Raw genomic sequence first — 14,049 nt, 5'->3', positions numbered from 1 at the left:
GCACTACTCCCCCTTTTTCCAGGGCAGGCTCCAGCGCACCTTCTCCAGCGTCGCCTTTGCCTCGGCCGAGTCCGGGTCGGGTTCTGTCTCGCGATAATGCGCCGAGCCCTCAGGCGGGTAGGCAAGTGTGTTGTTGAGGGCGAATTTGTCGATCTGGCTGAAGTCGGGGAAAGGCAGGTTTTGCGCCTCGCGCCAAGCGCTGACCCTTTTCTCCGCGGCGATGCGTTTTTCGTCGTCGACCGGACGGTCGGTGGCTCTGTATTCCAGTGACGAAGGGAAGGCGAACTGCGCGCCGGCATCATCCATGATGTTGATCATGGACAACAGGATGTCCTCGCGTATGGCTTGAAAATCGGCCACGTCGGCGGTTTTGACATAAGTGAACACGTCGATATCGAGCGAATAGGCGCCGAAGCCGGCAAAGCGCACGCGGCACGGCTCATCGATGACGCGCGGATGGGCAATCAGCAGCTTGCGCAGCTCGGCCAGGACGTAACGTAGCTGATCGGGCGTCGTTTCGTAGCGCAGCTGCAGCGTCGTTGCGAACCTGGTGCGGTCGCGATGCGCGTAGTTCTCGATCTGCATGCCGGCGAAATCCGAGTTCGGCACCGAGATGATCGTGCGGTCGAGCGACCGGATGCGGGTGGAGCGCATGCCGATATGCTCGATCGTCCCGGACTGGTCGCCAAACTTGCAGAAGTCGCCGACGCTGACCGGCCGATCGGCATAGAGCGTCAGGCCGGAGAGGAAGTTCTGCAGCGTCGGCTGCGCGGCCAGCGCCACCGCCAAACCGCCGATGCCGAGACCGGCAATGACGCCTTCGTAGGGGATGGCGAGCACTTCGGCCAGCAGCAGGAAGGCGACGACCAGCACGGCGACGCGCGCCACGCCGGTGGACAGCGAAATCAGCGTGTCGTGATAGCCGGGCACCTGCCACAGTCCACGGTAATGGTCGGCGACCTTGCCGATCAGGTGCCAGACCACCGGCACGGCGCCAATCACGACCAGGCTCCAGGCGATTGCCTTGACCGGGGCGGCGACCACTTGCGGCAGACCGAGCGGGCGCAGCGTCAACAGCAGGAAGAAGCCAAGCACGATCGAGCGCACCGCCCATTCGACGATGCGGAAGAAGGCAGGGCTGTCCGTCCTTCGCACAAACAAGGAAATCAGCGCATTGGCGATGAAACCGAAGACGATGCCGGCCAGTGCGGCAAGGCCGAGCATCGACCATTGCCAGCGCTCCATCGGGCCGGCGCGGGTGAGCAGGCCGGGGCTGATCTCGCGGGCGAGGCCACGGGCGATGAAGAACGGGTCGGTGCTGGCGAAGGCGGCGAATTCCGGCGCCACCGGCACGTCTTCGACATCGGCGTAGAGCGCGCGGATGTGGGCGAGCGTCTCGGGCGTGAACTGCCAGATCTTGCCCTTCTCAGTCTCGACCGGGCCGATGACGATGTTGCCGGCGGGATGCTCGAAATAGACGAAGGGGGTGTTGCTCTTCGGATCGTCGGGGATCTCCTGCCAATAGACGTAGCCGATGCGGTCGATGACCTTTTTGAGATAGCGCTCGAGCAGGAACGCCTCGTCGCCACGCACCGCCTGACTGTAGTTGCGCAGGTCGAGCGCCGCCTGGGCTGGGTCGCCGGCTTCGGTGAGGCCGCTCAACAGTACCTTGAACGTGTCGCGCGGCGAGGCGAGCCTGCTCGGATCGTCGACCATGTCGACGGCTTCGCCACGCGCTTCCTGGAATTCGGCCAGCTTTGCCTGGAGCTGGCCAAGTGGCGGCCCGACGATGAACCAGTCGCCATTCTTGCGGCGAAAAGTGACGGCGAAGGAGACCCTGGTGCCGTATTGCGGCAGCGTCGCCGTCACCTCGTCTCCGGAAATCGCATCATGCGGCAGGCTCCACAGGCGGAACGTCGCGTTGTCGATGACGGTGAACAGAAGCTTGGTGTAATCGGGCATGTTGAGGCCGCCGCGGTCGGCCTCGGTGACGTCGACGAGACCCGCTGCCAGACCGGCAAGACCCATGCCGCCGCCGGCGGCGCGCGGCACATTGTCGGCGCCGCTCTCGTTCATCGTCTGCAGGAACGAGCGCATGGTGCTCATCGGGCTCGACTGGTCGACACGGACGTCCTCGACGGCGCTGACGCGCACACCTGTCCACCATTCGGCGGTGGCGGCATCGAAGCGGCCCATGAAGCTGCCGCCGTCAGGCGATTGGACGAAGGTGAAGGCGCCTTGGCGGTCGCCTTCGAACCAGTGGCCGACAAGCTTGTCGCCTTCGGCCTTGGCCTCGATACGGCCGTTATAAAGCGGGTACACGCCCTTTACGTCAGTGCCGGTCTGCTCGAACTTGATCTGGGCGCCGCCGCCGCGCCACTTCGTGTCCCACACGCCCGTCCAGTTGGCCGCGTCCTGGGCATGCGCCTGCGGCATGGCCGGCAGCAGGCCGGAAAGCGCGAGTGCGCCGATCAGCGCGACCGTCCGGATCAGCAAAAGCAGCAGCCGATCCTGTCCTGCCGCAAAAAAGGGGTTCATTCTGTTGCCCTTCTTCTTGCCGGCGATTCTGCTGGTCCGGCCAGAGAAGGTTATTCCGCTTGAAGATGAATATTCTGTTTCAGGCTGCGACTGCTATGCCGGTCAGTCATAGGTCAGATCCGTCGCCTTGCCGGCGAACACCCGGTAGGCAAAGAACGAATAGAAGATGATGATCGGCAGCACGACGACCGTCCCGACCAGGATGACGGCCAGGCTTTCGGGTGCCGAAGCAGCCTGCCAGATGGTCAGCCGGTCGGGCACCACGAAGGGGTAGAACGACCAGGCGAGGCCGGCAAAGCCGAGCGTGAAGATCGCGGCCAATGTCAGGAACGGGAGCAGCGCGTGGCGGTCGCCGGGTTTCGGCAGATGGAAGGTCTGGCGCCACAGCCACAGGAACAGCACTGCCGACAGGATAGGCAGCGGCGACAAATAGAGCATGGCCGGCCAGACGAACCATTTGTCGAAGATGCGCGCGCTGGCAAAAGGCGTGGCCAGCGATACCGCGACCATGCCGAGCGCGGTCAGCACCAGCGCCGTGCGCAGCCACAGCACCGCCTTCTTCTGCAGATCGCCTTCGGTCTTATAGATGACCCAGGCCGCGCCCATCGCCGCGTAGGCCGCGGCAAGGCAGAGCGCCACCAGCGCGCCGAAAGCGACGCCGCCGGGGCCGACGTCGAGGCCGAGCACATAGACGCCGAGCATATAACCTTGCGCCAGCGACGCGACGACCGAGCCGAGGAAAAAGATGCGGTTCCAGCGGTGCTTCCTGCCGGCCGGCACCTTGGCGCGGAAATCGAAGGCGACGCCGCGCAGGATCAAGCCGACCAGCAGCACGAAGACCGGAATGTAGAGCGCCGTCAGAATGGTGCCATGCGCCAATGGAAAGGCGACCAGCAGCAGGCCGACCGCCAGCACCAGCCAGGTCTCGTTAGCGTCCCAGAACGGGCCGATGGCGGCGATCATCGTATCCTGTTCGGTGTCTTCGGCTGCGGCGAACAGGATGCCGATGCCGAGATCGAAGCCGTCGAGGATGACGTAGATCAGGATAGCGAGGCCCATCAGCCCGGCGAAGATCAGAGGCAGCAGGGTCGGCCAGTCGACGCTCATGATGTTTCTCCTGGTTGCGCAACCGGCTGCGACAGCGGCCTGTTCATGACGCCCGGTAGCGGCGAGGTGTCACCATCCTTCGCCGCCTTCAATGCCAGATGCACCAACACGCCGAGATAGGCGATCAAGAGCAGCACGTAGAGGATGAGATAGACCGCGAGCGACAGCGCGACATGGCTGCCGGCGACCGGCCCGACAGCATCGGCGGTAAGCAGCACGCCGGTGACCAGCCAGGGCTGGCGGCCGATCTCGGTGGTGTACCAGCCGGCCAGCGTCGCCAGCCAGCCGGACAGCGCCATCGGCACCATGACAAGCGCCAGCGGCTTGGGCAGGCCGTGGCGGCGCTTGAGGAAGAAGGCCGCCGACCAGGAGACGGCGAGCATCAGGAGGCCGGTGCCGACCATGATGCGAAAGCCCCAGAACACCGGAAATACCGGCGGATGGTTGCCGGCATAATCGTTCAGACCCGGCACGATGCCGCCGGCGCTGTGCCTGAGGATGAGGCTGGCGCCATCCGGAATGGTGAGCTCGAACCTGTTCTGCTTGGCCGCTTCATCGGGAAGAGCAAACAGCACCAGCGGCACGTTGGGACCGGTGTTCCAGTTGGCTTCCATGGCGGCGATCTTCTGCGGCTGGTGTTCCAGCGTGTTGAGGCCGTGCTGGTCGCCGGCAAAGATCTGGATGGGAATCAGGATAGCGGCGGTGAAGACGCCGGTGCGCAGGGCCTTCCACATCGATTCCGAGCGATCGCCGTAGAGATAGCGCAGCGCCGACAGGCCGGCGATCAGGAACGAGACGGTCAGCCCCGAAGCAAGCAGCATATGAACGAGCCGGTAGGGCATGGACGGATTGAAGACAACGGCCCACCAGTCGGTGGCGTGCGCAACACCATTGCGCATCTCGAAACCGGCCGGTGTCTGCATCCACGAATTGAGCGCGATGATCCAGAAGGCGGACAAGGTGGTGCCGCCGGCCACCAGCACCGTCGCCAGCGTATGGACGCGGTTCGAGACGCGGCGGAAGCCGAACAGCATGATGCCGAGGAACGCCGCCTCGAGGAAGAAGGCGGTCAGGATTTCGTAGGCCAGCAGCGGGCCGGCAATGTTGCCGACCGTCTCCATATAGCCCGGCCAGTTGGTGCCGAACTGAAAACTCATGGTGACGCCGGAAACCACGCCCATGGCGAAGGACAGCGCGAATACCTTAACCCAGGTGAAATACGCGCGCATCCAGGCGGAATCGTTTGTCGCGTTGTAGCGGAGCTTGAAGAACAGCAGCACCCAGCCGAGCGCGATGGTGATCGCCGGGAACAGGATGTGGAACGAGATGTTCGCGCCGAACTGTATGCGCGACAGAATGAGCGGGTCCATGGCGGCTCCGGCTGCTGCTTGTTTGTTGAAGGATAGGCTTGATGCACCGGACGGTCAAAGCGGCGTCCCGCCGCGAGGCGGAACGCCGCAGTGCGGTTAATCTGCTTTTGCGTGGAATTTGGCTGGACGACCGGGCAGGTGTTGCCTATTCCGGCGAACCTCGATGTCCAGAACTGTCGGGAGCGCCATTGACATCCGGATTTGCGGACCGACATTCAGCGGATTAAACCAACAACTCTGTTTCAAGCAGTCGTTTTCAGCCATGCAGCCGATCATCTCGATTTCCGGGGTCTCCAAGACCTACGCCACCGGCTTCAAGGCGCTGAAGGAGATCAATCTCGACATCGTGCGCGGCGAGATCTTTGCGCTGCTCGGGCCGAATGGCGCCGGCAAGACAACGCTGATCTCGATCGTCTGCGGCATCGTCAACCGCTCGTCGGGTTCCGTCACCGTCGACGGCCATGACATCAACCGCGACTACCGCGCCGCGCGCAGTCTGATCGGGCTGGTGCCGCAGGAACTGACCATCGACGCCTTCGAGAGCGTGTGGGCGACGGTTAACTACAGCCGCGGCCTGTTCGGCAAGCCGGCCGACAGGGCGTTCGTCGAAAAGGTGCTGCGCGACCTGTCGCTCTGGGACAAGAAGGACGCCAAGGCGATCACGCTGTCCGGCGGCATGAAGCGCCGGCTGATGATTGCCAAGGCGCTGTCGCACGAGCCGCGCATCCTGTTCCTCGACGAACCGACGGCAGGCGTCGATGTCGAGCTGCGCCAGGACATGTGGGCGATGGTGCGCCGGCTGCGCGAAGACGGCGTCACCATCATCCTGACCACGCATTACATCGAAGAAGCCGAGGCGATGGCCGACCGCGTCGGCGTCATCAACCGCGGCGAGATCGTACTGGTGGAGGACAAGGCCGAGCTGATGCGCAAGCTTGGCCGCAAACGGCTTGTGCTGGAACTGCGCAGTCCCCTGGCCACCGTTCCCGATGCTTTTTCGCACTACGCGCTGGAGCTTTCGCCGGATGGCGGACAGCTGACCTATACTTATGACAACCAGAGCGAACGGCCGGGCGTCGCCTCGCTGATCCGCGAGCTCGAGGCGGCCGGCATCCAGTTCCGCGACATCGATACCGAAAACAGCTCGCTCGAGGAGATCTTCGTCAATCTGGTGAGGAAACCGGCATGAACCCGCGCGCGGCCATGAATCTTCATGCGGTATGGGCGATCTATCGGGTGGAGATGGCGCGCGCCCTTCGCACTGTGCTGCAGAGCATCGTTTCGCCGGTCATTTCGACGTCGCTCTATTTCGTCGTCTTCGGTTCGGCCATCGGTTCGCGCATCACCGAGATTGACGGCATCAGCTACGGCGCCTTCATCGTACCGGGGCTGATCATGCTGTCGCTGCTGACGCAATCGATCTCCAACGCCTCTTTCGCCATCTATTTTCCGAAATTCGTCGGCTCGATCTACGAATTGCTGTCCGCGCCGGTGTCCTATCTGGAGATCGTCATCGCCTATGTCGGGGGCGCGGCGACAAAGTCGATCGTGCTTGGCCTGATCATCCTGGCGACGGCCTCGCTGTTCGTGCCGCTGACGATCGAGCATCCGTTCTGGATGCTCGCCTTCCTGGTGCTGACGGCGGTGACCTTCAGCCTGTTCGGCTTTATCATCGGCATCTGGGCGAAGAGCTTCGAGCAGCTGCAGCTGGTGCCGCTGCTGATCATCACGCCGCTGACCTTCCTCGGCGGCAGCTTCTATTCGATCAACATGCTGCCCGGCATCTGGCGCACGGTGACGCTGTTCAACCCGGTGGTCTACCTGGTCAGTGGGTTCCGCTGGAGCTTCTACGGCAAGTCCGACGTTTCGGTCGGCGTCAGCCTCGGCATGACGGTGGTCTTCCTGCTCATCTGCATAACGATCGTCGCCTGGATCTTCAGGACCGGCTACCGGCTGCGCAACTGATCGAACGGGCCTCGTCCAGGCGAAGGAGCCTGATCGATCGACCTTTCCTTGCCGAAGGCGATAGGCCTGGAACCCGGCGCTTGAATGCCTCGATGTTGCTTTTCATGCATTGTTATATATCATGTTATCGATATTCATGGGGATGAGTTGGCCTATGGAAGACGTCATACGATCGCTTGGCTTTCTGTGCCTGGGCAGCAGGCTGAAGCGTATAGGCGAGCAACTGCAAGCGGAGGCGCAGCGCCTGCTCGACCGGCTGGATGTCCCGGTTCAGGCGAGCCAATACCCGCTGCTGGCCGCGCTCGACAGGCTGGGTCCGCTGTCGGTCGGGGAACTGGCGCAATCCCTTGGCATCGCGCAGCCAGGCGTAACGCGAAGCGTCTCGCTTCTGGCCGAATTGGGACTGCTCGAAGTCAGTCCGTCGACCGATGACCAGCGGCGCAGGATCGTCTCGCTTACTCGGGACGGGCGGCGGCTGGTCGATGTCGCAAAGCGCGACGTCTGGCCTTGCATCGAGAACGTGGTCGCGGATTTGTGCGCGGGTTTTTCGGGGCCGCTTCTTGAGCAGCTGGCTGCCATCGAGGACAGCCTCGCCGCTGCCCCTCTCGACCGTCGTGTAAATAAGCCTGAGGGTGCCGCGCAATGAGACATCTGCTCGACCGCCCTATCTGGAGCGCGCTTCAGACGCGACATCGGGCCTTCGCGGAGGGTGACAACCTCGCCATGCGATATCGGCCGTCGATCGTCCCTTTCGCCGCCACTGGCGCGGACGACCCGGAAAGCCTGCTGGCGCTCGAAAAGCTTGTCTCCCCGGGCGAGAGTGTGATCCTGCTTCAAGCGGACGCGATTGCTCTGCCCACGGGGCTTTCCGCGACTTCGACCGCAGCCGGGGTTCAGATGATCGCCGAGCAGTCATTGCAGATCGTCTCCGACCCGCGCGTGCATCGTCTGACCCGAGACGATGCTGCTGAGATGCTCGCCCTGGCATTGCTCACCAAGCCTGGCCCATTCACGCTCGAAGCCTTGAGCCTGGGCGATTTTTGGGGTGTGAAGATCGAGGGCAGGCTTGCGGCAATGGCCGGCGAGCGCATGAAGCAACCTGGCTATACTGAACTCAGCGGGGTGTGCTCACATCCGGAATTTCGCGGCGGTGGTCTAGGAAAGCTGCTGTCCCTATTCGTGGCAAACCGGATAGTGGCGCGCGGCGAAGTTCCCTATCTCCACGCCTATGCCAGCAACGCCGCGGCCATAGCGTTATACGAGTCCATCGGCTTCAGGTTGCGAAGCACAATGAATGTGGCCGTGGTTCAGCGCAGCGAATGATTAGTCGGCGCATGATGCGCAGCATGGATGCATCCCGTATCGGAAGGAAGGATTTCGTACCGCCGAAATCCTTCCTTGAGACTGCAAGACCTGCTGCGTGTCAGACCGCGATCTTGCCGCCGCCTTGCCTGGTGATGGCAACGACCGCCGGGCGCACCGGCATGTCCGGCTTGAAGTCGGGCCAGCGCGTCGACAAATCCTCATAGTAGGACGGACGGCCGAAAGCCTCCCAGTCCTCGCCGCCGTCGCCCGGATGCTGGACCGCAACGAAGGCGGTCTGGTCGTCCGGCGCAAACAGGGGACCGCACATTTCGGCGCCGATCGGCACGCGGAAGAACAGCTTTGATGTCGCCCGTGCCGTCCCCTCCGTATCGACAGCCCACAGACCGTCGGTGCGGCCGGTGGCTTTCGGGCCTTGGCCGTCGGTGGCGACCCAGAGGCGGCCAGCCGAATCTACCGTGCAATTGTCCGGCATGCCGAACCAGCCATTGGCGGTGGTTGCGGTCGAGAAGGTGGCGCCGACGTCGGCCACAGCGGGATCGCCGCATTTCAGCAGGATTTCCCACCTGCCCTTTGTCGCGGTGAAATCACCGCCGTCCTCGACGATCTCGATGATGTGGCCAAAGGCATTTTCGGCACGCGGGTTGGCAGCGTCGACCTGGTCGGCCTTGCGCTTCGAATTGTTGGTCAGCATGACATAGACCTTGCCGTTGACGGCATTGGGCTGGATGTCTTCCGGGCGGTCCATCTTGGTGGCGCCGAGCAGGTCGGCGGCGCGGCGCGTCTCGATCAGCACGTCGGCCTGGCTGGCAAAGCCGTTCTCCGCCGTCAGCGGCCCTTGGCCGAAGACGATCGGCAGCCATTCGACCGAACCGTCGTCGGCAAACTTGGCGACATGCAAGGTGCCGTCGTCGAGCAAATCCATGTTGGCGGCGCGGTTGTCCGGATCGAACTTGCCTGTGGTGACGAACTTATAGACATAGTCGAAGCGCTCGTCGTCGCCGAGATAGAAGACGACATGGCCATCCTGGGCGACGATCGATTCGGCGCCCTCATGCTTGAAGCGGCCCATGGCGGTGCGCTTCCTCGGCACCGAAGTCGGATCCTGGACGTCGACCTCGACGATCCAGCCGAAGCGGTTCGGCTCGTTAGGCTCCTTGCCGATGTCGAAACGGTCGTAATGCGCTGCCCACTCATAGGCATCTTCGGGAATGCCGAGGCGCTTGTAATTGGCCGCCTCCTTATGCCCCTGCGGCAGCTCGCCCGAGAAATAGCCGTGGATGTTCTCCTCGGCCATGACATAGGTGCCCCACGGCGTGACGCCGCCGGCGCAATTGTTGATGGTGCCGATGACCTTCGTGCCGGTCGGATCGGCGCTGGTCTTGACGCGGTCGTGGCCGGCGACCGGGCCGGAGAGCGCGATCTCGGTGTTGGAGGTGATGCGGCGGTTGAGCTTGCCGTCGCGAACGACCTGCCATTTGCCTGATACCTTGCGTATCTCGACGATAGTGCCGCCATGCGCGGCCATCTCGACATCGACTTGCTCCTTGCTGAGGGGCGCCTGCTTGGCTTTGCCATCGACGATGGTGACGAGGCCCGGAAACATCAGGTGCGGATTGGTGTATTCGTGATTGACGACCAGCAGGCCGTGCTCGGCCGAGCCGTCGATCGGGATATAACCGACATAGTCGTTGTTGTAGCCGAATTGTCTGGCCTGGGCTTCCGCCGACTGTTTTGTCGGATCGAATCCCGGCGAATCGGCGAACAGCGGATCGCCCCAGCGCAGCAGCACGTCGGCGTCATAGCCAGGTGCGACGTGATGCTTGTCGTCGATGCCGGCCTCGAGCTCGTCGAAAGCGAAGGCGGAGCCTTCGGCGGCGCGGGCATTGTCGGCGGTGATCAGCGCCAGCGGGCTGACGGTAGCGGCTATGGCCGAGACGGCAAGCGAACCCTTGAGGAAGCCGCGGCGTGAGAACCGCGCGGCGATGATCTCACCCATGGTGCGGTTGTCGGTGGGATTGGCTCCTGGCCCATCGTTTTCCTCGAGCAGGCTGGTGCGGAAATGGGCGTCAGGGGTGCGATGTTCGGTCATAGGGCCTGCCTCTGGCTGGATGGATTGCTGGAGCGTGTTGCCTGGCCAATCCGGTATTACCGGCAGGTCACAGTTTGATGACATGCCGGCTAATTGCCACCTGCGATTTCGTATCCAACATCGGCCCCGCTTGACCGCGACCGGCGCTTCGGAAACAAGAGCTGCGGCAGGCGGTAGGGACCGCATCGGGAGGAACAAAAGTGAGTTTCTGGGGACTTGGGCAGCTCTGCGTTTCGACGGTGATCTTCCTGCTGGCGGCGATGGCCGCAAAACAGTGGGGGCTGGCGCCGAGCCTCGGCAAGATTGTGCTGACGTTGGCGCTCTATTCGCTGGGCAATCTGATCATGCTGAGGCTGATCCGTGAATTCGGCATGTCGGTGTCGTTCAGCCTGTCGGCGGTGATCCAGCTGGTGTCGGTGAATGTGGTGGCGCTGGTCTTCTTCGGCGAGCGCGTCAATGCCTTGCAGGCAACCGGCATCGTGCTTGCCATCGCAGCTGTGGCGCTGATCACGCTCGGGCCCTATCTGCAAAGGCTGTAACTGCGATCGGGCCGATGAAGAAGATTGCAAGCAGACTGCCCAACTGGCTGGAGTTCCCGGTTCTGCTGGCCGGGCTGGTCATTGCCGGCGGGCTGTGGGGGTTCGAGGAGCTGATGGAGCTGGCGCGGGCGACCACGCCGCATGCCTTCGACACCGAAATCCTGCTTGCCTTCCGCAAGGCCGGCCAGCCCGACAATCCGATCGGACCGGCGTGGCTGGAAGGGGCGATGCGCGACATCACCAGCCTCGGCAGCGCCAGCGTACTGCTGCTGATCACGGCAGCAATGATCGTCTATCTGCTTCTTATCCGCAGGCCAGGCGCGGCGCTTCTCATGTTCGTTGCGGTAGCGGGCGGCCAGCTCCTGTCAAGCGTGCTGAAATTCGATATCGACCGGCCGCGCCCCGATCTGGTCTCGCATCTCGCCGATGTGGCATCGCTTTCGTTTCCGAGCGGCCACGCCATGCTGTCGGCGGTGACGTATTTGACGCTGGGCAGCATGGCGGCGCGGGTTTTGCCCGGGCGCACAACGAAGATCTATGTACTCGGGCTGGCGGTGCTGACGACAGTGGTGGTCGGCATCAGCCGCATCTATCTCGGCGTCCACTGGCCGTCCGACGTATTGGCCGGCTGGTGCGCCGGCTTTGCCTGGGCGATGCTGTGCTGGCTTGCGGCACGGTTCCTGCAGCGATGGCTTGGGCGGGCCGACGGCACCTGACTCAAATCAGCCTGTTGATCAGGCCATGACCGCAGCCTGCCAGCAGGAAAACCATCGACAGCAAGGCTGTCGAGGTTGCCAACGCTTTGAATATCTTCACCCGCTCATCCTTTTGAAGTCGTGCCTGTGAAATCGGGATCGCAGTGGATGTCCCGCCAAACGATGCCGAGGTTTGTAGCATCACAGTGCATCGGCTGGCAAAGAGTGCTGCATGTTTGGAGGCAGACCATCAATCCTTGGTGCAGGAAGACGTCGCCGACCGCGCCAGCGCAGGAACTTCATCCTCGACTGTTCGGCGATGCCGTTCTTCGATTCAACGGCGGCCAATGTCATCGAGGGTGCGGCCCACAAGGCGAGCCGCGCCGGCGTTCGCTTCATTATATCAGGCGCTTCGCCGCAGATACGCCGCATGCTGATCAACCACGGCGTCAAGCGGCCGCTGGTGACTTATACCGCCTCGATCACGGATCGCGGGCGCAGCTGAAGAAAGCCGCGCCCGCCGCCTGAGCCGATGGCTGGCTTAGTCGAGGCCCAATGCCGCGATCTCGCCGTCGTTCATCAGCGGCACGAAGATTGTCGACTTGCCGTCGGTGCCGATGTCGGCGCTGCCCGGCTTGAACGTCGCAACCGCTTGCGGCGTGCCGCCGGCTTTGTAGCGGTAGAGCGTGCCGGTCATATACGCGGTGGCGTAGATGCTGCCGCCGATGGCAACGACGCCATCGAGGTTGGCAAATTTTTCCGCGCCGGGCAGTGGCGAAACGGCCTTGGTAGCAAGATCGACCGAGAGCAGGCCGCCCGGCTCCGCGGTGCTGAAGTCGGGCTTGATGCCCTTGCCCCAGGAAGCGACGATCAGCCGGCCGCCATCGGCGAAGATGCCATTCGGCGAAGCAAGCGCCGCATCCCTGACGAACAGTTCGGGCCGGTCGCCGTCGATGCGATAGATCGTATCGGCAAGCATATCCGTGACATAGATCTTGCCGGACGCGTCGGCGGTCACGTCGTTGAGGAAGACGGCGTTCGGCACGTCGATCGTCGATGTTAGCTTGCCGCTTGCGAGATCGACGACGCGCACATGGGTGAGGTCGGCGACGTAGAGTTTGCCGCCGACAATCGCCATGCCCTTGGGCGCGTCCATGCCGTCGGTCCAGTGTTGCGTGACTAGCTTGCCGTCCATCGACAGGATCGACAGATAGCCGTTGCCGTCGGCTTCGCCGGGATTGCCGACGATGTTCGAGACGACAACGCGCTGGCCGGCGGCGTCGAACAGCGCCGATTCAGGCTGCTCGAGGCCGCCGGTGCGCCAGAGTTCAGCGGCCTGAACTGCCGGCGCGGCCGCGATGCCGACCAGGGCGAGAAGTATCGAGGTGAAGAGGCTCTTCATGGCTAGTCTCCTGTAATGGACTGGCGGAGAGCTAGGCCTTTCGATACTTTTCGGGAAGAGCTATCAGGACTAGTACCGAAGGCTGATACCAAATCGTGCAAAAGAGGTGCATCCCATGAACGGCCTGATCTTCGAAGCGCTGAAGCGGACGCTTAAGGCAAAGGGCATCACCTATCGCGTCCTTGCCGAGCGGATGGGTGTTTCCGAGCCGACGGTGAAGCGCATCTTCCACGAGCGCAACTGCAAGCTCGACCGGCTGATGGAGATCTGCACTGCCGCCGGCGTAGAGTTGGAGAACGTGCTCGGCTCTATGAACAGAGGACCAGGACCCGCCAACCAGATCGCGCCGGAGATCGAGCGCAAGCTCGCCGGGCGGCCGGCACTGCTGTTCGTCTTTGTCATGCTTTCCGAGAATTCACGCCCGAAGGCATCATGCGCTCACAAGGGCTGAGCGAGGCTTCGATGTTCCTCTATCTGCGCGAGCTCGAGGAACTCGGCCTGGTCGCGCTCGGTCGCGGCCTGTCGGCAAGGCTGCTGATCGAGGCGCCGATCCAGTGGAATTTCGAGGGGCCATTGCGGCCGCTGTTCGAGACGACCAACAAGAATTTCATCGGCTGGGCCATCACCCATCTTGAGCGCGAGTCGACGTTCGTCAGCTTCTCCAGGCGGATGCGGCCGGAAACGGCGGAAATGGTCAGGCGCGAGGCGGAGGAATTGGCGGAGCGCGCCAAATTGCTTGCTCATCACGACCAGCACACGACGCCTGAAGACCGACTGGTCGGCTACAAATGGACGTTTGCGTTCGGCGCAACGCCGTTCCCGGTGATCATGCCGATCGGGCCGCATCCGCGCGACGCAGGCGCACGGACCGACGATCGAGTTGCGGCTGCCGCAAACGGACGACGTCTGCCGGCCTAGAGCCTTTCACGTTTTGATGGAAGCGTAGCCGGCGTTTGCGAAGTAGTTGTTGCATTCGGTTGCCTCGATCGTTTCAACGAGGTGGCCGATGTGGCGCCAA

Annotated in this window: 13 protein-coding genes and 1 pseudogene; 9 read left to right on the top strand and 5 right to left on the bottom strand. The window is 63.0% G+C overall.

Annotation, left to right across the window (positions count from 1 at the left end; all coding sequences use genetic code 11):
• Positions 1–3: 3 nt before the first annotated feature.
• The 3 genes from NKH28_RS15655 to NKH28_RS15645 all read right to left on the bottom strand — a co-directional run bounded on the left by NKH28_RS15655 (position 4) and on the right by NKH28_RS15645 (position 5,015).
• On the bottom strand, positions 4–2,538 hold the full coding sequence (locus NKH28_RS15655) for a mechanosensitive ion channel family protein (RefSeq protein WP_352979537.1): 2,535 nt from the start codon (positions 2,536–2,538) through the stop codon (positions 4–6).
• Positions 2,539–2,640: 102 nt separating this feature from the next.
• Positions 2,641–3,645 carry a cytochrome d ubiquinol oxidase subunit II gene (locus NKH28_RS15650; RefSeq protein ID WP_352539814.1) on the bottom strand — a complete coding sequence of 335 codons (1,005 nt, stop codon included), beginning with the start codon at positions 3,643–3,645 and terminating at the stop codon, positions 2,641–2,643.
• Complete coding sequence (locus NKH28_RS15645; protein WP_352770230.1) at positions 3,642–5,015, bottom strand: cytochrome ubiquinol oxidase subunit I; 1,374 nt, start codon at positions 5,013–5,015, stop codon at positions 3,642–3,644. The genes NKH28_RS15650 and NKH28_RS15645 overlap by 4 nt, the downstream gene beginning before the upstream one ends.
• Before the next feature lie 262 nt (positions 5,016–5,277).
• On the opposite strand from NKH28_RS15645, the gene NKH28_RS15640 reads away from it, so the two are divergent.
• The 4 genes from NKH28_RS15640 (at position 5,278) to NKH28_RS15625 (ending at position 8,303) form a co-directional block, all read left to right on the top strand.
• A complete protein-coding gene (locus NKH28_RS15640) occupies positions 5,278–6,204 on the top strand; it encodes an ABC transporter ATP-binding protein (RefSeq protein ID WP_352903331.1) in 927 nt (308 codons plus the stop codon).
• 14 nt (positions 6,205–6,218) lie between these two features.
• The gene (locus tag NKH28_RS15635; RefSeq protein WP_352472853.1) at positions 6,219–6,980 is read left to right on the top strand and encodes an ABC transporter permease; all 762 of its coding nucleotides are present in this window, start codon (positions 6,219–6,221) and stop codon (positions 6,978–6,980) included.
• A gap of 154 nt (positions 6,981–7,134) precedes the next feature.
• Positions 7,135–7,626 (top strand): MarR family winged helix-turn-helix transcriptional regulator, encoded by a 492-nt coding sequence (locus tag NKH28_RS15630; RefSeq protein WP_352979535.1) that lies wholly within the window; start codon positions 7,135–7,137, stop codon positions 7,624–7,626.
• A complete protein-coding gene (locus NKH28_RS15625) occupies positions 7,623–8,303 on the top strand; it encodes a GNAT family N-acetyltransferase (RefSeq protein WP_352771412.1) in 681 nt (226 codons plus the stop codon). The genes NKH28_RS15630 and NKH28_RS15625 overlap by 4 nt, the downstream gene beginning before the upstream one ends.
• Positions 8,304–8,403: 100 nt before the next feature.
• Here the strand turns inward: NKH28_RS15625 and NKH28_RS15620 are convergent, their stop codons facing one another.
• Positions 8,404–10,395 (bottom strand): PhoX family protein, encoded by a 1,992-nt coding sequence (locus NKH28_RS15620; RefSeq protein ID WP_352979533.1) that lies wholly within the window; start codon positions 10,393–10,395, stop codon positions 8,404–8,406.
• 200 nt (positions 10,396–10,595) lie between these two features.
• Here NKH28_RS15620 and NKH28_RS15615 point away from each other — a divergent pair, with 200 nt between their 5' ends.
• The 3 genes and pseudogenes from NKH28_RS15615 to NKH28_RS15605 all read left to right on the top strand — a co-directional run.
• Positions 10,596–10,934, top strand: coding sequence for a hypothetical protein (locus tag NKH28_RS15615; protein WP_023679017.1), 339 nt, complete (start codon positions 10,596–10,598; stop codon positions 10,932–10,934).
• 14 nt (positions 10,935–10,948) lie between these two features.
• The gene (locus tag NKH28_RS15610) at positions 10,949–11,650 is read left to right on the top strand and encodes a phosphatase PAP2 family protein (RefSeq protein ID WP_352451848.1); all 702 of its coding nucleotides are present in this window, start codon (positions 10,949–10,951) and stop codon (positions 11,648–11,650) included.
• 259 nt (positions 11,651–11,909) lie between these two features.
• Positions 11,910–12,134 (top strand): annotated as a pseudogene (locus NKH28_RS15605) (sodium-independent anion transporter); the annotation flags it as partial.
• A gap of 36 nt (positions 12,135–12,170) precedes the next feature.
• Here NKH28_RS15605 and NKH28_RS15600 read toward each other — a convergent pair.
• Positions 12,171–13,031 (bottom strand): SMP-30/gluconolactonase/LRE family protein, encoded by an 861-nt coding sequence (locus NKH28_RS15600; RefSeq protein ID WP_352451849.1) that lies wholly within the window; start codon positions 13,029–13,031, stop codon positions 12,171–12,173.
• 115 nt (positions 13,032–13,146) lie between these two features.
• Between NKH28_RS15600 and NKH28_RS15595 the strand changes: the two genes are divergently transcribed.
• Both NKH28_RS15595 and NKH28_RS15590 read left to right on the top strand, forming a co-directional pair.
• Positions 13,147–13,482, top strand: coding sequence for a helix-turn-helix domain-containing protein (locus tag NKH28_RS15595; RefSeq protein WP_352979531.1), 336 nt, complete (start codon positions 13,147–13,149; stop codon positions 13,480–13,482).
• Complete coding sequence (locus NKH28_RS15590) at positions 13,464–13,949, top strand: hypothetical protein (protein ID WP_352979529.1); 486 nt, start codon at positions 13,464–13,466, stop codon at positions 13,947–13,949. Before NKH28_RS15595 ends, NKH28_RS15590 begins: the two co-directional genes overlap by 19 nt.
• Positions 13,950–14,049 lie beyond the last annotated feature (100 nt).

The organism is Mesorhizobium sp. M1227 (genome assembly GCF_040318315.1).
Taxonomy (GTDB): domain Bacteria; phylum Pseudomonadota; class Alphaproteobacteria; order Rhizobiales; family Rhizobiaceae; genus Mesorhizobium.
This window is presented reverse-complemented; position numbering and strand designations above follow the sequence as displayed.

Coding starts and splice junctions, on each gene's coding strand:
- NKH28_RS15620 (WP_352979533.1), bottom strand. CDS start 10,395: ATGACCGAACATCGCACCCCTGACGCCCATTTCCGCACCAGCCTGCTC.
- NKH28_RS15635 (WP_352472853.1), top strand. CDS start 6,219: ATGAATCTTCATGCGGTATGGGCGATCTATCGGGTGGAGATGGCGCGC.
- NKH28_RS15630 (WP_352979535.1), top strand. CDS start 7,135: ATGGAAGACGTCATACGATCGCTTGGCTTTCTGTGCCTGGGCAGCAGG.
- NKH28_RS15625 (WP_352771412.1), top strand. CDS start 7,623: ATGAGACATCTGCTCGACCGCCCTATCTGGAGCGCGCTTCAGACGCGA.
- NKH28_RS15610 (WP_352451848.1), top strand. CDS start 10,949: ATGAAGAAGATTGCAAGCAGACTGCCCAACTGGCTGGAGTTCCCGGTT.
- NKH28_RS15600 (WP_352451849.1), bottom strand. CDS start 13,031: ATGAAGAGCCTCTTCACCTCGATACTTCTCGCCCTGGTCGGCATCGCG.
- NKH28_RS15640 (WP_352903331.1), top strand. CDS start 5,278: ATGCAGCCGATCATCTCGATTTCCGGGGTCTCCAAGACCTACGCCACC.
- NKH28_RS15595 (WP_352979531.1), top strand. CDS start 13,147: ATGAACGGCCTGATCTTCGAAGCGCTGAAGCGGACGCTTAAGGCAAAG.
- NKH28_RS15645 (WP_352770230.1), bottom strand. CDS start 5,015: ATGGACCCGCTCATTCTGTCGCGCATACAGTTCGGCGCGAACATCTCG.
- NKH28_RS15590 (WP_352979529.1), top strand. CDS start 13,464: ATGCGCTCACAAGGGCTGAGCGAGGCTTCGATGTTCCTCTATCTGCGC.
- NKH28_RS15655 (WP_352979537.1), bottom strand. CDS start 2,538: ATGAACCCCTTTTTTGCGGCAGGACAGGATCGGCTGCTGCTTTTGCTG.
- NKH28_RS15650 (WP_352539814.1), bottom strand. CDS start 3,645: ATGAGCGTCGACTGGCCGACCCTGCTGCCTCTGATCTTCGCCGGGCTG.